The following is an 18,035-nucleotide window of genomic DNA, read 5'->3' as shown; positions in this document are numbered from 1 at the left end:
ATGACTGACATCAAGGCCGCGCTGCGCGCGCAGCGCATCGAGACGCCGTCCTGGGCGTACGGCAACAGCGGCACCCGCTTCAAGGTCTTCGCGCAGCCGGGCGTGCCGCGCGACCCGTACGAGAAGCTCGCCGACGCCGCCCAGGTGCACGCCTGCACCGGCATCGCGCCCACCGTGGCCCTGCACATCCCGTGGGACAAGGTGGACGACTACGCCGACCTCGCCCGCCACGCCCGCGAGCTCGGCGTCGGCATCGGCGCCATCAACTCCAACGTCTTCCAGGACGACGACTACAAACTGGGCAGCGTCACCCACCCGGACCCCCGGGTGCGCCGCAAGGCCACCGGCCACCTGCTCGAATGCGTCGACATCATGGACGCCACCGGCTCGGACACGCTCAAGCTGTGGTTCTCCGACGGGATCAACTACCCCGGCCAGGACGACCTGCGCGCCCGCCAGGACCGCCTGGCCGAGTCGCTGGCCGAGGTCTACGACCGGCTCGGCGAGGGCCAGCGCTTCCTGCTGGAGTACAAGCTGTTCGAGCCCGCGTTCTACGCCACCGACGTGCCCGACTGGGGCACCGCCTACGCCCACTGCGTCAGGCTCGGCCCGAAGGCCCAGGTCGTCGTGGACACCGGCCACCACGCGCCGGGCACCAACATCGAGTTCATCGTCGCCTTCCTGCTGCGCGAGGGCAAGCTCGGCGGGTTCGACTTCAACTCCCGCTTCTACGCCGACGACGACCTGATGGTCGGCGCGGCCGACCCGTTCCAGCTCTTCCGCATCATGTACGAGGTCATCAGGGGCGGCGGGTTCACCGACGAGGTCGCGTTCATGCTCGACCAGTGCCACAACATCGAGCCCAAGATCCCGGGGCAGATCCGCTCGGTCATGAACGTCCAGGAGGCCACCGCCAAGGCGCTGCTCGTGGACCGCGACGCCCTGGCCGCCGCGCAGGCGGCCGGCGACGTGCTCGGCGCCAACGCCGTCCTCATGGACGCCTACAACACCGACGTGCGGCCGCTGCTCGCCGGGCTGCGCGAGGAGATGGGCCTCGCGCCCGACCCGATGGCCGCCTACGCCGGGTCCGGCTACTTCGAGAAGATCGCCGCCGAGCGCGTCGGCGGGCAGCAGGCGGGCTGGGGAGCCTGAGAAAGATCATGCCTGACACCACCATGCCTGACACCACCACGGACGTCGTGAACGAACTGCTGGGCCGCTCGCACCGCCTCGGCGCCGACCCGCGCAACACCAACTTCGCCGGCGGCAACACCTCCGCCAAGGGCCGCGCGCCCGACCCGGTCACCGGCGAGGACGTCGAGCTGCTGTGGGTCAAGGGCTCAGGCGGCGACCTCGGCACGCTCAAGGAGCCCGGCCTCGCGGTGCTGCGCCTGGACCGGCTGCGCGCGCTCAAGGACGTCTACCCGGGCGTCGAGCGCGAGGACGAGATGGTCGCCGCCTTCGACTACTGCCTGCACGGCAAGGGCGGCGCCGCGCCGTCCATCGACACCGCCATGCACGGCCTCGTCGAGGCCGCCCACGTCGACCACCTGCACCCGGACGCCGGCATCGCCCTCGCCACCGCCGCCGACGGTGAGGAGCTGACCCGGCGGGTCTTCGGCGAGCGCGTGGTGTGGGTGCCCTGGCGGCGGCCCGGCTTCCAGCTCGGCCTGGACATCGCCGCGATCGCGGCGGCCAACCCGACGGCCATCGGCTGCGTCCTCGGCGGCCACGGCATCACCGCCTGGGGCGAGACCTCCGAGGAGTGCGAGAGCCGCTCCCTGGAGATCATCCGCACCGCGGAGGCGTACCTCGCCGAGCACGGCCGCCCCGACCCCTTCGGCCCGGTCGTGCACGACCCGCTGCCCGAGGCCGAGCGGCACGCGCGCGCCGCCGCGCTGTTCCCGATCGTGCGCGGCCTCGCGGCCACTGACGCGCGCGTCGTCGGCCACTACACCGACACGCCCGAGGTGCTGGACTTCCTCTCCCGCGCCGAGCACCCGCGCCTGGCCGCCCTCGGCACGTCCTGCCCCGACCACTTCCTGCGGACCAAGGTCGCGCCCCTGGTGCTCGACCTGCCGCCGGACGCGCCCCTGGAGCGGGCCGCCGAGCGGCTGCGCGAGCTGCACGCCGCCTACCGCGCCGACTACACCGCCTACTACGAGCGGCACGCGGGGCCGGACTCGCCGCCGATGCGCGGCGCGGACCCCGCGATCGTGCTGGTGCCGGGCGTCGGCATGTTCTCCTTCGGCAAGGACAAGCAGACCGCCCGCGTGGCCGGCGAGTTCTACGTCAACGCCGTCAACGTCATGCGCGGCGCCGAGTCCGTCTCCACCTACGTCCCCATCCCCGAGTCGGAGAAGTTCCGCATCGAGTACTGGGAGCTGGAGGAGGCCAAGCTCCGCCGCCTGCCGAAGCCCAAGCCCCTCGCCACCCGGGTGGCGCTGGTCACCGGCGGCGGCTCCGGCATCGGCGCGGCCACCGCCCGCCGCCTGGCCGCCGAGGGCGCCTGCGTCGTGGTCGCCGACCGCGACCTCGGCGCGGCCGAGAAGGTGGCCGCCGAGATCGGCGCCGGCGCCTACCGCCCCTCCGACACGGCCGTGGCCGTCGGCGTGGACGTCACCTCCGAGGAGCAGGTCGCCGCCGCCGTGCGGGCCGCCGTGCTCGCCTTCGGCGGCGTGGACCTCGTGGTCAACAACGCTGGCCTGTCGCTGTCGCGCTCGCTGCTGGAGACCAGCCTCGCCGACTGGGACCTGCAGCACGACGTCATGGCGCGCGGCTCGTTCCTGGTCGCGCGGGAGACCGCCAAGGTCATGATCGACCAGGCCATGGGCGGCGACATCGTCTACATCTCCTCCAAGAACGCCGTCTTCGCCGGCCCGAACAACGTCGCCTACGGCGCGGCCAAGGCCGACCAGGCCCACCAGGTGCGCCTGCTCGCGGCCGAGCTGGGCGGGCACGGCATCCGCGTCAACGGCGTCAACCCCGACGGCGTGGTCCGCGGCTCCGGCATCTTCGCCTCCGGCTGGGGCGCCAACCGGGCCAAGGTGTACGGCGTGGAGGAGGAGCGGCTCGGCGAGTTCTACGCCCAGCGCACCCTGCTCAAGCGCGAGGTGCTGCCGGAGCACGTGGCCGCGGCCGTCTTCGTGCTGGCCGCGAGCGACCTCTCCCACACCACCGGCCTGCACGTGCCGGTGGACGCGGGCGTGGCCGCCGCGTTCCTGCGCTGAGCGCGCGGGTCCCCTGCCGGTGCGCCGGCCGGTAGGGGACCCCTACCCGCGACCCCAGAAGATGCGTTCATTCGCCGTTCATTCTGGATTCACCCGGTGGGGTGTGCGAGACATGGGAGCGAGTCCGGCGGCGCAGTCGTCCCCGCCGACTGGCAACACCTCTCGCAACAGGAGGCGATCTCCCATGTCAGCACCGGTGTCCCGTCGTTCGTTCCTTCGCCACAGCGCCGCAGGGGGTCTGGGGATCGCTCTCGCGGGCAGCGTCGAGGCCATCGCCGAGACCGGCACCGCCAGGGCCGCCACCCGCGCCCTCACCGGGTACGGGCCGCTCGTCCCCGACCCGGCCGGGCTGCTCAGCCTGCCCTCCGGGTTCTCGTACCGGATCGTCGCCGAGGCGGGCGTCACCCTGCTGGAGAGCGGCCAGCCCACCCCGAGCGACCCCGACGGCATGGCCTGGTACGCCGGCCGCAACGGGGCCGGGTCCCTCGTCTGCAACCACGAGATCGTCTTCGACGAGCCGTACGCCGTCCCGACGCTGCCCGGCCTGACCTACGACCCCGGCGCGCGCGGCGGCACCACCACCATCGACCTCACCGCCGGCGGCGCGCGCGTGCGCGAGTACGTCAGCCTCGCCGGCACGCTCAACAACTGCGCCGGCGGCCGCACCCCCTGGAACTCCTGGCTGAGCTGCGAGGAGGCCGAGTACCTGGCGCAGGGGCCGCTGCAGAAGGACCACGGCTACGTCTTCGAGGTGCACGCCTTCGACCGCGAGGCCAACCTGGACCCCGTCCCGCTGAAGTTCCTCGGCCGCTACGCGCACGAGGCCGTCGCCGTGGACCCGCTCACGTACGCGATCTACCTGACCGAGGACGCCGAGGACCCCAACGGCCTGTACTACCGCTGGCTGCCCCCGCGCGGCTTCCGCGGCGGCAAGGGCTCCTTACGCGCGCTGGCCCTCGCCTCCGGCGGCGACACGGCCGGCCGGCTGCAGGCGATGAGCTGCTACGACGGCCGCAGGCACGTCGGCGACCTGTCGGAGGCGACCCGGCCGGGCACCACCTACCAGGTGCGCTGGGTGGACGTGCCCGACCGCGACGCCCGCACCACCTCGATCCGCCGCCAGTTCGCCGCCGGCGAGGTCACTCACGCCCACAAGCTGGAGGGCGCCTACTGGGGCGAGGGCGGCGCGTACCTGGTCTCCAGCTTCGCCCGGGCCGGCGACGGCAGCGCCCGCGAGCACGACGGCCAGGTGTGGTTCTACGACCCCCGTACGGCCACGGTCACGCTCAAGACCATCTTCGGCGTCAACCCCGACCCCGCGAGCGGCTACGGCGGGCCGGACAACATCGCGTTGTCGCCGCACGGCGGGGTGATCCTGGCCGAGGACGGCGAGGGCTACAACCACCTGGTGGGGGTGACGCGGTACGGCACGCCGTACCTGCTGGCCCGCAACGAGGCCAACGAGAGCGAGTTCGCCGGCCCCACCTTCAGCGGCGACGGCTCGACCCTGTTCGCCAACATCTACTCGCCGGGCCACGTCCTCGCCATCACCGGCCCCTGGCAGCGCACCTGACGCGCGCCCGGCCGGTCAGGCGTAGGCCGCGACCACCCCGACCAGCATGCCCGCGGTGCCCGCCGCCGTGACCAGCCACCCGCCGATCACGGCGGCCCGCCGCCCGCGCCGCGCCCCCTTCCAGTACATGATCACGTACGGCAGGAACCCCAGCCCGCCGAACCCGACCGACGGCAGCGCCAGCGCCGCCAGCACCCCCTTCGTCCCCGCCGGCGCCGCCCGGTCGCCCTCCGGCGTGAGCTGCGCCCGCAGCACGTCGCCCGCCGAGGAGTCCGGGGAGGCGTCCACCGGCACCGGCGCGCCTCCGCCGTCCGGCGTGAACTCCCCCTCGCAGTCGTAGCGGCCCTCGCCGAGGTCCTCGCACGCGATCACGCGCAGCGTCCCCGGCGTCCCGGCGCGCCCGGTCGCGAGCTCCAGGTCGCCGACGGCGAGCCACATCGGCAGCAGGCAGACCGTCAGCCAGAGCAGGACGAGCACGGCGCGGCCCCACCGGCCGGGATCCCGCCCCGGCCCCGGCTGCGGTGTGACGAAGGGCACATCGGACAAGAAATCGCTCATAGGCTCATCATTCCGGCCGCCACTTGGTGTTCACCTGCATCCCGCTGGGAAGGGCGGCTTGCGTATCCCCGTCGCGACGTGCATCATTCTCACCAGCAAGGTCATGAGCTATGATGCATGAATATGCAGGAGGGGCGCGCATGAGAGCGGCGATAGCGGGAGCCAGCGGCTACGCGGGCGGAGAGCTGCTGCGCCTCCTGCTCGGCCATCCCGAGTTCGAGATCGGCGCGCTCACCGCCGCCTCCAGCGCCGGCGACCGCCTCGGCGCCCACCAGCCCCACCTGCCGCAGCTCGCCGGCCGGGTCATCGAGGAGACCACCGCCGCCACGCTGGCCGGCCACGACGTCGTCTTCCTGGCCCTGCCGCACGGCCACTCTGCCGCCGTCGCCGCCCGGCTCGCGGAGCTCGGCGGCGACACCGTCGTCGTCGACTGCGGCGCCGACCACCGGCTCGCCGACCCCGCCGCCTGGCAGGAGTTCTACGGCGGCGAGCACGCGGGCACCTGGCCCTACGGCCTGCCCGAGCTGCCGGGACAGCGTGAGAGGCTGCGCGGCGCGCGGCGCGTCGCGGTGCCCGGCTGCTACCCGACCTCCGTCCTGCTCGCCCTCTTCCCCGCCTTCGCCGCCGGCCTGGCCGGGCCCGACGTGGTCGTCGTCGCCGCCAGCGGCACCAGTGGCGCGGGCAAGGCCCCGAAGGCACACCTGCTCGGCAGCGAGGTCATGGGCTCGGTCAGCGCCTACGGCGTGGGCGGCGTCCACCGCCACACCCCCGAGATGGAGCAGGGCCTGTCGGCCGTCGCAGGCACGCCGGTGCGCGTCTCCTTCACCCCGACGCTGGCCCCCATGAGCCGCGGCATCCTCGCCACCTGCACCGCCCCCGCCGCGCCCGGCCTCACCCGGGAGGCGTTGCGAACGGCGTACGAGGTGGCGCTCAAGGACGAGCCGTTCGTCCGCCTGCTGCCCGACGGCCTCTGGCCGGCCACCTCCATGACCTACGGCGCCAACACCGCCGCCCTTCAGGTGACGCTCGACGAGCGCGCCGGCCGCGTGATCGCCGTCATCGCCATCGACAACCTCACCAAGGGCACCGCCGGGGGCGCGATCCAGAGCGTCAACCTCGCCCTCGGCCTGCCGGAAGAGCTCGGCCTTCCCCTGACAGGAGTCGCACCTTGAGCGTCACTGCTCCACTCGGTTTCAGAGCGGCAGGCGTCGCCGCGGGCATCAAGCCCGGCGGCGCCCGCGACCTCGCCCTCGTCGTCAACGACGGGCCCAGCCGCGCCGCCGCGGGCGTCTTCACCGCCAACCGCGTGAAGGCCGCCCCCGTCCTGTGGTCGCAGCAGGTCCTCGCGGGCGGCCGGCTGCGTGCCGTGGTGCTCAACTCCGGCGGCGCCAACGCCTGCACCGGCACCGAGGGCTTCCAGGACACTCACGCCACCGCCGAGAAGGTCGCCGCGGCGCTGGAGGACTCCGCCGGCGAGGTCGCCGTCTGCTCCACCGGCCTCATCGGCGAGCGGCTGCCCATGGACGCGCTGCTGTCCGGCGTCGAGACCGCGGCGGGCCAGCTCTCCCGCGACGGCGGCCTGGCCGCGGCCGACGCCATCCGCACCACCGACACGGTCAGCAAGATCTCCTTCAAGCGGGCCGCCGGCTACATGGTGGGCGGCATGGCCAAGGGCGCGGGCATGCTCGCCCCCGCCCTCGCCACCATGCTCTGCGTGATCACCACCGACGCCGACCTCACCAGCGAGGAGCTCGACGCCGTGCTGCGCCGGGCCACCTCCCGCACCTTCGACCGGCTCGACACCGACGGCTGCATGTCCACCAACGACACCGTGCTGCTGCTGGCCAGCGGCGCCGCCGGCGTCAAACCGGACCTCGCCGAGTTCGAGCAGAAGGTCCACGAGGTCTGCGCCGACCTGGCCCGCCAGCTCCTCGTGGACGCCGAGGGCGCCTCCAAGGCCATCGCCATCGAGGTCGTCGGCGCCGCCTCCGAGGCCGACGCCGTCACGGTCGGCCGCGCGGTCGCCCGCTCCAACCTGCTCAAGTGCGCCGTCCACGGCGAGGACCCCAACTGGGGCCGCGTCCTCGCCGCCGTCGGCACCACCGACGCCGTCTTCGAGCCCGACCGGCTCAACGTCGCCATCAACGGCATCTGGATCTGCCGCGGCGGCGCGGTCGGCGACGACCGCTCCAAGGTGGACATGCGCCCGAGGGACGTCACGATCACCGTCGATCTGTCGGCGGGACCGCACACCGCGACCGTCCACACGACCGACCTGACCGCGGACTACGTCCACGAGAACTCGGCGTACAGCTCATGAGGCGCAGCGCGGCCGAGACGAAGGCGGGCACGCTGATCGAGGCGCTGCCCTGGCTCACCCGCTTCCACGGCGCGACCGTCGTCGTCAAGTACGGCGGCAACGCCATGACCGACGAGGCGCTGAAGGCCGGCTTCGCCGAGGACGTCGTCTTCCTCCAGCACGCCGGCCTGCGCCCGGTCGTCGTGCACGGCGGCGGCCCGCAGATCAGCAGCGCCCTCGACCGGCTCGGCATCGCCTCCACCTTCACCGCGGGCCTGCGGGTCACCACGCCCGAGGCCATGCAGGTGGTGCGGATGGTCCTGGTCGGCCAGGTCAACCGCGACATCGTCGGCCTGATCAACCGGCACGGCCCGTTCGCGGTCGGCATGTCCGGCGAGGACGCCCACCTGTTCACCGCCGTGCGCAAGCACGCCGTGGTGGACGGCGAGCCCGTCGACATCGGCCAGGTCGGCGAGATCATCAAGGTCGACCCGGGAGCGGTCCGCGCCCTCATCGCCGACGGCCGCATCCCCGTGATCTCCAGCGTCGCCCGCGGCGACGACGGCGAGGTCTACAACGTCAACGCCGACACGGCCGCCGCCGCGCTGGCCGTGGCGCTCCAGGCGCAGAAGCTGATCGTGCTCACCGACGTCGAGGGCCTGTACGCCAACTGGCCCGACGACACCGACGTGATCGACCAGCTCGCGGCCGACGAGCTGGAGACCCTCATGCCCACGCTGTCCAGCGGCATGGTGCCCAAGATGGAGGCGTGCCTGACGGCCGTGCAGGGCGGGGTGCCGCGCGCCCACGTCCTCGACGGCCGGGTGCCGCACTCCCTGCTGCTGGAGATCTTCACCAATGAAGGAATCGGAACGATGGTGATGCCCTGATGAGCCTGTTCGAGAGGTTCGAAGACGCCTTCATGCCCAACTACGGCGTACCCCCGATCGCGCTCGCGCGCGGCGAGGGCAGCCGGGTCTGGGACGTTGAGGGCAGGGAATACCTCGACTTCATCGCCGGCATCGCCACCAGCTCGCTCGGCCACGCCCACCCCGCCCTGGTCGAGGCCGTCACCCGGCAGGTCTCCACCATCGCGCACACCAGCAACCTGTTCCTGCACGAGCCCGAGGTGCTGCTCGCCGAGCGGCTGCGCGCCCTGCTCAACGCGCCCGCGCGGGTCTTCTTCGCCAACTCCGGCACCGAGGCCAACGAGGCCGCGTACAAGCTGGCGCTCAAGTACGGCCGCCGCGAGGGCCGCACCTACTTCGTCGCCGCCGAGAACGGCTTCCACGGCCGCACCATCGGCGCGCTGTCGCTGACCGGCAAGGCGGCCATCCGCGAGCCGTTCGGCCCGTTCCCCGTGGACGTGCGCTTCGTCCCCTACGGCGACGCCGACGCGCTCAAGGAGGCCGTGACCGGCGACTGCGTCGCGGTCTTCCTGGAGCCCACGCAGGGCGAGGCCGGCGTGGTCCCGCCCCCTGACGGCTACTTCGAGGCGGCCCGCGAGATCTGCGACTCCACCGGCGCGCTGCTGGTCGCCGACGAGATCCAGTCGGCCATCGGCCGCACCGGCCACTGGTTCGCCCACCAGGCCGACGGCGTCACCCCCGACATCCTCACCCTGGCCAAGGGGCTCGGCGGCGGCCTGCCGATCGGCGCCTGCGTCGGCTTCGGCGAGATCGGCGGGCTGTTCGCCAAGGGCGACCACGGCTCGACCTTCGGCGGCAACCCGGTCTCCTGCGCCGCCGCCCTCGCGGTGCTCGACAACGTCGACCTCGCCCACGTGCGCGAGGTCTCCGCCCGGCTGCGCGCCGGTCTGGAGGCGGTGCGCCACCCGCTGCTGAAGGGCGTGCGCGGGCGCGGCCTGTGGCTGGGCGCCGTGCTGCGCGAGCCCCGCTCGGCCCAGCTCCAGCAGGCCGCGGCGCGGGCCGGGTTCCTGGTCAACGCGCTCCAGCCGGACGCGGTGCGCATCGCGCCCCCGCTGGTGGTGACCGCAGAGGAGGTGGACGCCTTCGTGACGGCGTTCCCCGCGATCGTGGAAGAGGCGGCGAAGTGAGCAGGCGAAGCCAGGACCCCGCGCCGATCCGGCACTTCCTCAAGGACGACGACCTCACGCCCGCCGAGCAGGCGGAGGTGCTCGACCTGGCCGAGGCCATGAAGAAGGACCGCTTCGGCTACCGCCCCTTCGAGGGCCCGCGCAGCGTCGCCGTCCTGTTCGACAAGCCCTCGGCCCGCACCCGCGTCTCCTTCCACACCGGCATCGGCGAGCTCGGCGGCCTGCCGCTCGTCGTGGACAACGTCGCCGCGCTCATGGGCCGCGGCGAGCCCGCCAAGGACCTCGCCCGCGTGCTCGACCGGCAGGTCGCCGCCATCGTCTGGCGCACCGGCGGCCAGGAGCTCATCGAGGAGATGGCCGCCCACGCCCGCGTCCCGGTCGTCAACGCCCTCACCGACTCCTACCACCCCTGCCAGATCCTCGCCGACCTGCAGACCGTGCGCGAGCACCTTGGCCGCACCGCCGGCCTGACGCTCGCCTACACCGGCGACGGCGCCAACAACATGGCCCACTCCTACCTGCTCGGCGGCGCCACCGCCGGCATGCACGTACGGATCGCGGCCCCCGCCGGCTACCTGCCCGACCCGGCCGTGCTCGACCGGGCCGCCGCCGTCGCCGCGGGCACCGGCGGCTCGGTGAGCGTCGTCGACGACCCGGCCGCCGCGGCCGAGGGCGCCCACGTGCTCGCCACCGACACCTGGGTGTCGATGGGCCAGAGCGGCAAGGAGGAGCGGGTGGCCGCGCTCATGCCGTACCAGGTGGACACCGCGCTGGTGGCGCGCGCCGCCCCCGAGGCGATCGTGCTGCACTGCCTGCCCGCCTACCGCGGCTACGAGATCACCGAGGACGTGCTCGAAGGCCCGCGCAGCGTCGTGTGGGACCAGGCCGAGAACCGCCTGCACGCCCAGAAGGCGCTGCTCCACTGGCTGGTGACCAGGCCGTGACCATCCCGATGACCAAGGCGGCCCGGCAGGCGCGGATCACCGACCTGCTGCGGCGGCAGGTGGTGCGCTCCCAGCCGGAACTCGCCAAGCTGCTCGCCGACAGCGGCGTCGAGGTCACCCAGGCCACGCTCTCCCGCGACCTGGACGAGCTCGGCGCGCTCAAGCTGCGCGCCGAGGACGGCTCGCTGGTCTACGCCCTGCCCGGCGAGGGCGGCGGCCGCATCCCGGTCGCCAGGGTCGGCGCCGGCGAGCCCCCCTCCGCCCGCCTCCAGCGCGTCGCGGAGGAGCTGCTGGTCAGCGCCGAGGCCTCGGCCAACCTGGTCGTCGTGAAGACCCCTCCCGGCGCGGCGCAGTTCATGTCCTCCGCCATCGACCACGCCGACTGGGAGTCCATCCTCGGCACCGTCGCGGGCGACGACACGATCCTCGTCATCACCCGGGACCCGCAGGGCGGGCAGGCGGTCGCCGAGGCGCTGCTGAAGGTCGCCGACCGGCGCGGCTGAAAAACGGACCGGCCCCCACCGAAGATCGCGCCGCCCGTGACGCGAACGGGGGCCGACGTGCACTATGGTCGCGGGGGACACGAAGGAGATGACGGTGAGTGAAGGCAAGCCGATGCGGCTGTGGGGCGGACGCTTCGAGAGCGGCCCGTCCGACGCGCTGGCCCGGCTGTCGGTGAGCGTGCACTTCGACTGGCGGCTCGTGCCGTACGACCTGGCGGCGTCCAGGGCGCACGCGCGGGTGCTGCACAGGGCGGGGCTGCTGAGCGACGAGGAACTCGGGCGCATGATCGGCGCCCTCGACGACCTGGACCGCGCCTGCAAGGAGGGCGAGTTCCGGCCGACGGTGGCCGACGAGGACGTGCACACCGCGCTGGAGCGCGGCCTGCTGGAGCGGCTCGGCTCGCTCGGCGGCAAGCTCCGCGCCGGCCGCTCGCGCAACGACCAGATCGCCACCGACCTGCGTCTCTACCTCCGCGACCACGTCCGCATGGTCGTCTCCCGGGTGGTCGAGCTGGAGACGGCGCTCATGGCCCAGGCCGAGCAGCACGCCGAGACCGCCGCGCCCGGCATGACCCACCTGCAGCACGCGCAGCCGGTGTCGTTCGGCCACCAGCTCCTCGCGCACGTGCACGCCTTCGCCCGCGACGTCGACCGGCTCACCGACTGGGACAAACGCGCCGCCGTCTCCCCGCTCGGCTCCGGCGCGCTGGCCGGCTCGTCGCTGCCGCTCGACCCGCAGGCCGTGGCCGAGGAGCTGGGCTTCGCCGCCGCCGCGCCCAACTCGATGGACGCCGTCGCCGACCGCGACTTCGCCGCCGAGTTCCTGTTCGACGCGGCCATGATCGGCGTGCACCTGTCGCGGCTGGGCGAGGAGATCGTCCTGTGGGCCTCGCAGGAGTTCCGCTGGATCGAGATGGACGACGCCTACTCCACCGGCTCGTCGATCATGCCGCAGAAGAAGAACCCCGACGTGGCCGAGCTGGCCCGCGGCAAGTCCGGGCGGCTCATCGGCAACCTCATGTCGCTGCTGACCACGCTCAAGGGCCTGCCGCTGACCTACAACCGCGACCTGCAGGAGGACAAGGAGCCGGTGTTCGACGCCGTCGACACCCTGCTGCTGGTCCTGCCCGCCATGGCGGGGCTGGTCGCCACCATGCGGGTCAACACCGCCCGCATGGAGGCCTCGGCCCCCGACGGGTTCGCGCTCGCCACCGACCTGGCCGAGCTGCTGGTGCGGCGCGGCGTGCCGTTCCGGGAGGCGCACGAGGCCGTCGGCCACCTGGTCGTGTGGTGCCAGGTCAACGACAAGGACCTCGGCGAGCTCGGCGACGACGAGCTGCTCAAGGTCTCGCCGCACCTCACCCCCGACGTGCGCGACGTGCTCAGCGTGCCCGGCGCGCTCGCCGCCCGCAAGGCGCACGGCGGCACCGCCCCCGACCGCGTACGCGACCAGCTCGTCGCGCTGCGCGAGGCGGTCGACGCGCAGGCGGCATGGGCGGCGCAGAGCTGAGCCCCGCGCCGCTGCCGCGGAGCTTCTTCGACCGGCCCTCCCACGAGGTCGCGCCCGACCTGCTCGGGCGCGTCCTCGTGCACGGGCCCGTCGCTGTGCGCCTCACCGAGGTCGAGGCGTACGGCGGCCCCGGCGAGGACCCGGCCGCGCACACCTACCGCGGCAGGACGCCACGCAACGCGGTCATGTTCGGCCCGCCCGGCCACCTCTACGTCTACTTCACCTACGGCATGCACTTCTGCGCCAACCTCGTCTGCCTGCCCGAGGGCTCCGGCTCGGCCGTGCTGCTGCGGGCCGGCGAGGTGCTCGACGGCCTGGACACCGCCCGCGCCCGCCGCTCCTCGCGCGGCAAGCCGCCGCCCGACCGCGACCTCGCCCGCGGCCCCGCGCGGCTCGCCGTCGCCCTCGGCCTGGCCCGCGAGCACAACGGCCTCGACGCCGTGCTGGAGGGCTCACCCGCCGGGCGCCCCCACCAGTCGGCCACCGTGCTCGAAGGCCGGCCGCCCGCCCCCGGCCTCGTCAGGTCCGGGCCGCGCACCGGCATCTCGACCGCCAAGGAGGTGCCGTGGCGGTTCTGGATCGACGGCGACCCGACCGTGTCCCCCTACCGGGCTCACGTGCCGCGCCGGCGCAGCGCCGCCGCCACCTCCGTCGGAGAGGCGCCCAGCTCGTGAGGGCTGAAGAGGTGCAGGTGGTCGCCGGTGTCGATCTCCAGCATCTCGCTGCGCCGTCCCCAGCGCCTGCGCACGTCCACCGTGACGTCCCGGATCTCGTCCCAGGGCACGTGCCGGTGCCCCGCGAACCCGTGCACCACCGTGATCCCGCTCTCGTCGGCCGCCAGCCGCACCGGGACCAGCAGGTCCCGCAGCCCCATGGCCCCGAGGAGCACCACGGCGGGGGCGGCCAGGATCACGCCGCGATAATCGGCGCCGGCCCACCAGTAGACGGCGAGACCCGCGCACGCGAGAGCCCCTAAGATCTTGAAAACGGCCAGCTCGCGACGGACCCTCCACATGGGCACAGAGCGTATCCAAGTGGCGGGCTACCCGGGCGATCGGGCACGCTGTACCCATCCGAAACGTCTCACTCTCCTGGAAAGCCCGCACCGTGACCGACATTCTCGATGACCTCGCCTGGCGGGGCCTGATCGCGCAGTCCACCGACCTCGACGCCCTGCGCGCGTCCATGGCCGAAGGTCCGATCACGGTCTATGCCGGGTTCGACCCGACCGCCCCCTCCCTGCACGTCGGTCACTTCGTGCCGCTGCTCACCCTGCGCCGGCTCCAGCTCGCCGGGCACCGGCCGATCGGCCTCGTCGGCGGCGCCACCGGCCTCATCGGCGACCCCAGCGGACGCAACAGCGAGCGCTCGCTCAACCCGGCCGAGACCGTGGCGGAGTGGGTGGAGCGCCTGCGCGGCCAGGTCGGCCGCTTCCTCGACTTCGACGCCCCGTCCAACGCCGCCCTCATGGTGAGCAACCTCGACTGGACCGGCGAGATGAGCGCCATCGGGTTCCTGCGCGACATCGGCAAGCACTTCCCGGTCAACCGCATGCTGGCCCGCGAGTCCGTCTCGGCCCGGCTGGCCGGCGAAGGGCTCAGCTACACCGAGTTCAGCTACCAGATCCTCCAGGCCAACGACTACCTGGAGCTGCACCGCCGCTACGGCTGCGCGCTGCAGATCGGCGGCAGCGACCAGTGGGGCAACATCACCGCGGGCGTCGACCTCGTACGCCGCATCGAAGGCGCCCACGTCCACGCGATGACCCTGCCGCTGATCACCAAGGCCGACGGCACCAAGTTCGGCAAGACCGCCGGCGGCGCGCTCTGGCTCGACCCCGAGATGACCTCGCCGTACGCCTTCTACCAGTACTTCCTCAACTCCGACGACCGCGACGTGATCCACTACCTCAAGGTGTTCACCTTCCGCGGACGCGAGGAGATCGAGGCGCTGGAGAAGGCCGTCGCCGAGCGGCCCTTCGCCCGCGAGGCGCAGCGGGCGCTGGCCGAGGAGCTCACCGAGCTGCTGCACGGCAAGCAGGAGCTCGACGCCGTCGTGGCCGCGTCCAAGGCGCTGTTCGGCCAGGGCACGCTGGAGGAGCTGCCCGCCTCCACCCTCGGCGCGGCGCTGGCCGAGGTGCCGAAGGCCGTGGTGCCCGCGCTCGGGGCGACCTTCGTCGACCTGCTGGCCGACAGCGGGCTGGTCGAGTCCAAGTCGGCGGCCCGGCGGGCGGTCAAGGAGGGCGGGGCCTACCTCAACAACGTCAAGATCACGGACGAGGCGTACGTGCCGGGGGCCGAGGACCTGCTGCACGGGCGGTTCATGGTGCTGCGGCGCGGCAAGAAGTCGATCGGCGGCGTCGAGGTCGGCTGACCGCGACGACGACCGCGGGCTCCTCCCCGTACGGAGGGGCCCGTTTCGTTCATGGGTTGTCGGCGGGCCGCTGGCGGGTGAACAACGCCACCGTGAGCCCAGGCAGCTCGGCCGAGTGCTTGGCCAGGCTCAGCCCGAACCCCGCCCGCTCGACCTCCGCCACCCGCGGCACGGCGTCCCCCTCCAGGCCCGACTGCTTGCTGCCGCGCCACACCACCCACACCCGTTCGCGGCCGTCGAGCGCCGCGGCCACGTCCGCCCGCTCGGGATAGCCGAACCCGCTGGGGGAGGGCTCGTCGCCGGAGCGGAGCACGTCCACCGGCATGAGCGAGTCCGCGTAGTAGTCGAAGCCGGTGCGGAGCTGGCTCTGGCCGTACACGATCGCGTCGTCCCGCTCGGCCCTGATCACGCGCAGCGCCCACGGGATGTTCTCGAAGCGCCCGTTCTCCTCCCGGACGTCCACATGGTCCGGGAACGACAGCGCGCACCCGAGCACCACGACCGCCACCCCGGCCGCCACGGAAAACCGGGGGACCGCCGCCACCGCCAGGCCCGCGAGCAGCGCCAGCGCGGGCGCGGTCACGAACAGGTAGCGGTCCACGTACACGGGCGTCACCAGGTGCGAGACCGCGAGGAGGAGCAGCGGCGGCAGCACCAGCCACCCCGCCAGCGCCAGGGCCCACGCCCGCTCCTGCCGCCGGGCGTACAGGTGGACGGCCCCGGCCACCGCCACCGCGAACAGCAGCACCCCGAACGCGTTCGTCCCCGCCGCCATCTTCGGGAACTTCAGCCACACCTCCGGCCCGCGCTGCGGGATCCAGCTGATCGCGTGCCGCTCGCCGAACCCGATCAGCCCCAGCACCACCGCCGGGACACCGCCCAGCGCGAGCGCGCCCAGCATGCGCGTCACGGCCCCGCGCCGGGCCAGCGCGAGCTGCGCCGGGAGCACCAGGACCGCGAACAGGTGCGTCGAGCACACCAGCGCGACCGCCACCCCGTACAGCACCCACCGTCGGGCCGCCGCGGGCCGTTCGAGCGCCCGGTGCAGCGCCCAGAAGGACAGCACCGCCGCGGCCGCCGCGAACGCGTACGACCTGGCGAAAGCGCCGAAATAGGAGACGGACGGCAGGACCGCGAAGACCGCCGCGGCGAACACCCCCGCCCTGACCGAGTGCAGCCGGCGGCCCAGGTCCGCCAGCAGCCAGGCCGCCACGCCGATCGCCAGCGCCGACGGCAGCCGCAGCCACAGCTCCGCCGTGCCGGCCATCGTCCAGACGTGCATGAACAGGTAGTACGGCAGGAAATGACCGTCGATGTTGAGCGCCAGCTCCCACATGCCCGCGAGCGAACGCCGGGCGGCGCTGAGCGTGGCGAGCTCGTCGCCGTTCAGCGTGGCGGAGCCCGTGCCCGAGAACGCCGCGGCGGTGGCGAGCAACGCCATCCACCACGGACTCCACGAGCGGGGGGCCGTGACATGGCGGGCCTGGGGAGTGAGGGTGGCGGCAGTGGTCACCGGGGCAGGATACGCGGCCCCGCACGGGATGATCGCCCGCCGGCGGGACCGCCCACCGCTCACCCGCCCGCCCGCCTACTGGCTGGTGGTGTGCGTCGGCCGCACCACGATCACCACCCGCCGCTCGGCGTCACCGACCGGGCGCTCGTACTCCAGGCCGTACCGCCTGGCCAGCACGTCGAAGAAGTTGCCCGCAGGGTCCGGCTCGACCCGCTCGACCACGCCCCGGATCTCCAGATACCGGTAGGGCCGCTCGGGATCGTTGATCGAGACCGCCACCCGCGGATCCTCCACCACGTTCCGGTGCTTGCGCCGGTCCGTCGTCGTGGTGAAGCGCAGGAACTCCCCGTCCCACACCGTCCACACCGGGTTCACGTTGGGCCGGCCGTCGCCGGTGGTCGCCAGGTGCGCGAACAACGGCCGCTCCAGCAGGTCGAGATGACTCTCAGGCACGACCGCCCGCTTCTCGCCACTCATCTGTCACCCATCCTCTCCGTCATGTTCCTTCGGGGTGACGGCACATTATCAAAACCTTGATAAGCATCAAGGCTGGAACGACTATCCGCGCTTGTACGATCGCGTCCATGGCGTCACACAGGGACGAACGACCGGCCGAGGGCCTGCCCCCGGCCGAACGCCTCGGCATGGACATCAAGCGGGCCGAGCAAGCCCTGATCACCGCCAAGCAACTCGCCGTACGCCCGGCCGGGCTGACGGTCCCGCAGTACGCGGCCCTGCTCGCGCTCGCCGACAGTCCCGGCATCTCGGGCGCGGCCCTCGCGCGTACCTGCCTGGTGACCCCGCAGGCGATGACCGTCGTCCTCAAGAACCTGGAGGAGCGCGGCCTCGTCGAACGCTCACCCCACCCCTGGCACGGCAACGTCCTGGAGACCCACCTCACGGAGGCCGGCCGCGCCGCCCTCGCGACGGCGGACGCGCGGGCCGTGCTGATCGAGCGCGCGCTCGCCGACGAGTTCACCCCGGAGGAACGCGCCACGCTGCGGAAACTCCTGGCCCGCTGCGGCGCTGCCATCGGCCGCGCCGCAGCGGACCTGTGACCGCCGGGCCCGGCGATTTGACGAGTCGCGAATCGCGACTTAATGTTTGACCTCGCCGCGGGAGTGAGCCGGACGCCGACATGGCGGACGGGCCCCGGGCAAGCCCCTTGAATGACGAGCCACTCGGCAGAGCTGCTACGGCATGCTCATGCTCCGAGACCTCCAGGGCGCGCCGAAGCAGCCGGAAAATCGGTTGATTCGACAAGCCGCGGATGTCACGGTAAGTTGAGAGGGTTGCCCCAGAAACGGGGCGCGCAATACTAGGCAGGCAAGGCTGATTGTCTCAAGTCTCCGGATTTGACACGAAATTGGACGAACTGCTAAGATTGCGGAAGACGAGATAGCGCCTCCGAGGCGGATCCGAGATGATCTGGCCGACGAAGCTCGCGTCCGTTTCTTGAGAACTCAACAGTGTGTT

Annotated in this window: 17 protein-coding genes; 13 read left to right on the top strand and 4 right to left on the bottom strand. The window is 72.9% G+C overall.

Going from position 1 to position 18,035, the window contains the following annotated elements:
• The 3 genes from rhaI to Nocox_RS27295 all read left to right on the top strand — a co-directional run bounded on the left by rhaI (position 1) and on the right by Nocox_RS27295 (position 4,803).
• Entirely contained in the window at positions 1–1,152 is a 1,152-nt protein-coding gene (gene rhaI / locus Nocox_RS27305; protein WP_020547085.1) for an L-rhamnose isomerase, read from the top strand.
• Positions 1,153–1,160: 8 nt separating this feature from the next.
• Positions 1,161–3,230 carry a bifunctional rhamnulose-1-phosphate aldolase/short-chain dehydrogenase gene (locus tag Nocox_RS27300; protein ID WP_020547084.1) on the top strand — a complete coding sequence of 690 codons (2,070 nt, stop codon included), beginning with the start codon at positions 1,161–1,163 and terminating at the stop codon, positions 3,228–3,230.
• Between the two features lie 184 nt (positions 3,231–3,414).
• The gene (locus tag Nocox_RS27295; protein ID WP_033411212.1) at positions 3,415–4,803 is read left to right on the top strand and encodes an alkaline phosphatase PhoX; all 1,389 of its coding nucleotides are present in this window, start codon (positions 3,415–3,417) and stop codon (positions 4,801–4,803) included.
• Positions 4,804–4,818: 15 nt separating this feature from the next.
• Here the strand turns inward: Nocox_RS27295 and Nocox_RS27290 are convergent, their stop codons facing one another.
• The gene (locus tag Nocox_RS27290; protein WP_033411209.1) at positions 4,819–5,361 is read right to left on the bottom strand and encodes a hypothetical protein; all 543 of its coding nucleotides are present in this window, start codon (positions 5,359–5,361) and stop codon (positions 4,819–4,821) included.
• 140 nt (positions 5,362–5,501) lie between these two features.
• On the opposite strand from Nocox_RS27290, the gene argC reads away from it, so the two are divergent.
• The 8 genes from argC (at position 5,502) to Nocox_RS27250 (ending at position 13,347) form a co-directional block, all read left to right on the top strand.
• Positions 5,502–6,533 carry an N-acetyl-gamma-glutamyl-phosphate reductase gene (gene argC / locus Nocox_RS27285; RefSeq protein ID WP_020547081.1) on the top strand — a complete coding sequence of 344 codons (1,032 nt, stop codon included), beginning with the start codon at positions 5,502–5,504 and terminating at the stop codon, positions 6,531–6,533.
• The gene (argJ, locus tag Nocox_RS27280; protein WP_020547080.1) at positions 6,530–7,681 is read left to right on the top strand and encodes a bifunctional glutamate N-acetyltransferase/amino-acid acetyltransferase ArgJ; all 1,152 of its coding nucleotides are present in this window, start codon (positions 6,530–6,532) and stop codon (positions 7,679–7,681) included. Before argC ends, argJ begins: the two co-directional genes overlap by 4 nt.
• Entirely contained in the window at positions 7,678–8,550 is an 873-nt protein-coding gene (gene argB, locus Nocox_RS27275) for an acetylglutamate kinase (RefSeq protein ID WP_020547079.1), read from the top strand. The genes argJ and argB overlap by 4 nt, the downstream gene beginning before the upstream one ends.
• The gene (locus tag Nocox_RS27270; protein WP_020547078.1) at positions 8,550–9,716 is read left to right on the top strand and encodes an acetylornithine transaminase; all 1,167 of its coding nucleotides are present in this window, start codon (positions 8,550–8,552) and stop codon (positions 9,714–9,716) included. The genes argB and Nocox_RS27270 overlap by 1 nt, the downstream gene beginning before the upstream one ends.
• Complete coding sequence (argF, locus tag Nocox_RS27265; protein WP_020547077.1) at positions 9,713–10,660, top strand: ornithine carbamoyltransferase; 948 nt, start codon at positions 9,713–9,715, stop codon at positions 10,658–10,660. The genes Nocox_RS27270 and argF overlap by 4 nt, the downstream gene beginning before the upstream one ends.
• A gap of 8 nt (positions 10,661–10,668) precedes the next feature.
• On the top strand, positions 10,669–11,163 hold the full coding sequence (locus tag Nocox_RS27260; RefSeq protein ID WP_246649904.1) for an arginine repressor: 495 nt from the start codon (positions 10,669–10,671) through the stop codon (positions 11,161–11,163).
• Positions 11,164–11,251: 88 nt separating this feature from the next.
• Positions 11,252–12,673 carry an argininosuccinate lyase gene (gene argH / locus Nocox_RS27255; protein WP_026215146.1) on the top strand — a complete coding sequence of 474 codons (1,422 nt, stop codon included), beginning with the start codon at positions 11,252–11,254 and terminating at the stop codon, positions 12,671–12,673.
• The gene (locus Nocox_RS27250) at positions 12,655–13,347 is read left to right on the top strand and encodes a DNA-3-methyladenine glycosylase (RefSeq protein ID WP_020547074.1); all 693 of its coding nucleotides are present in this window, start codon (positions 12,655–12,657) and stop codon (positions 13,345–13,347) included. The genes argH and Nocox_RS27250 overlap by 19 nt, the downstream gene beginning before the upstream one ends.
• On the opposite strand, the gene Nocox_RS27245 is transcribed toward Nocox_RS27250, so the two are convergent.
• A complete protein-coding gene (locus Nocox_RS27245) occupies positions 13,287–13,688 on the bottom strand; it encodes a PH domain-containing protein (protein WP_020547073.1) in 402 nt (133 codons plus the stop codon). The two genes, Nocox_RS27250 and Nocox_RS27245, sit on opposite strands and share 61 nt — an antisense overlap.
• A 92-nt stretch (positions 13,689–13,780) precedes the next feature.
• On the opposite strand from Nocox_RS27245, the gene tyrS reads away from it, so the two are divergent.
• The gene (gene tyrS / locus Nocox_RS27240; RefSeq protein WP_020547072.1) at positions 13,781–15,046 is read left to right on the top strand and encodes a tyrosine--tRNA ligase; all 1,266 of its coding nucleotides are present in this window, start codon (positions 13,781–13,783) and stop codon (positions 15,044–15,046) included.
• Positions 15,047–15,095: 49 nt separating this feature from the next.
• Here the strand turns inward: tyrS and Nocox_RS27235 are convergent, their stop codons facing one another.
• Positions 15,096–16,559 carry a glycosyltransferase family 39 protein gene (locus Nocox_RS27235; RefSeq protein ID WP_211212834.1) on the bottom strand — a complete coding sequence of 488 codons (1,464 nt, stop codon included), beginning with the start codon at positions 16,557–16,559 and terminating at the stop codon, positions 15,096–15,098.
• Positions 16,560–16,634: 75 nt separating this feature from the next.
• Complete coding sequence (locus Nocox_RS27230) at positions 16,635–17,036, bottom strand: PPOX class F420-dependent oxidoreductase (RefSeq protein WP_020547070.1); 402 nt, start codon at positions 17,034–17,036, stop codon at positions 16,635–16,637.
• 107 nt (positions 17,037–17,143) lie between these two features.
• Between Nocox_RS27230 and Nocox_RS27225 the strand changes: the two genes are divergently transcribed.
• Complete coding sequence (locus Nocox_RS27225) at positions 17,144–17,617, top strand: MarR family winged helix-turn-helix transcriptional regulator (protein ID WP_020547069.1); 474 nt, start codon at positions 17,144–17,146, stop codon at positions 17,615–17,617.
• The last annotated feature ends 418 nt before the right edge of the window (positions 17,618–18,035 follow it).

The organism is Nonomuraea coxensis DSM 45129 (assembly GCF_019397265.1).
Classification (GTDB): Bacteria; Actinomycetota; Actinomycetes; order Streptosporangiales; family Streptosporangiaceae; genus Nonomuraea; species Nonomuraea coxensis.
This window is presented reverse-complemented; position numbering and strand designations above follow the sequence as displayed.

Bases quoted from the DNA above. Each gene is read 5' to 3' on its own strand.
- Nocox_RS27230 (WP_020547070.1), bottom strand. From the start codon at position 17,036: ATGAGTGGCGAGAAGCGGGCGGTCGTGCCTGAGAGTCATCTCGACCTG.
- Nocox_RS27260 (WP_246649904.1), top strand. From the start codon at position 10,669: ATGACCAAGGCGGCCCGGCAGGCGCGGATCACCGACCTGCTGCGGCGG.
- Nocox_RS27250 (WP_020547074.1), top strand. From the start codon at position 12,655: ATGGGCGGCGCAGAGCTGAGCCCCGCGCCGCTGCCGCGGAGCTTCTTC.
- Nocox_RS27245 (WP_020547073.1), bottom strand. From the start codon at position 13,688: ATGTGGAGGGTCCGTCGCGAGCTGGCCGTTTTCAAGATCTTAGGGGCT.
- Nocox_RS27300 (WP_020547084.1), top strand. From the start codon at position 1,161: ATGCCTGACACCACCATGCCTGACACCACCACGGACGTCGTGAACGAA.
- argC (WP_020547081.1), top strand. From the start codon at position 5,502: ATGAGAGCGGCGATAGCGGGAGCCAGCGGCTACGCGGGCGGAGAGCTG.
- argH (WP_026215146.1), top strand. From the start codon at position 11,252: ATGACGGTGAGTGAAGGCAAGCCGATGCGGCTGTGGGGCGGACGCTTC.
- Nocox_RS27225 (WP_020547069.1), top strand. From the start codon at position 17,144: ATGGCGTCACACAGGGACGAACGACCGGCCGAGGGCCTGCCCCCGGCC.
- Nocox_RS27295 (WP_033411212.1), top strand. From the start codon at position 3,415: ATGTCAGCACCGGTGTCCCGTCGTTCGTTCCTTCGCCACAGCGCCGCA.
- Nocox_RS27290 (WP_033411209.1), bottom strand. From the start codon at position 5,361: ATGAGCGATTTCTTGTCCGATGTGCCCTTCGTCACACCGCAGCCGGGG.
- argB (WP_020547079.1), top strand. From the start codon at position 7,678: ATGAGGCGCAGCGCGGCCGAGACGAAGGCGGGCACGCTGATCGAGGCG.
- Nocox_RS27270 (WP_020547078.1), top strand. From the start codon at position 8,550: ATGAGCCTGTTCGAGAGGTTCGAAGACGCCTTCATGCCCAACTACGGC.
- rhaI (WP_020547085.1), top strand. From the start codon at position 1: ATGACTGACATCAAGGCCGCGCTGCGCGCGCAGCGCATCGAGACGCCG.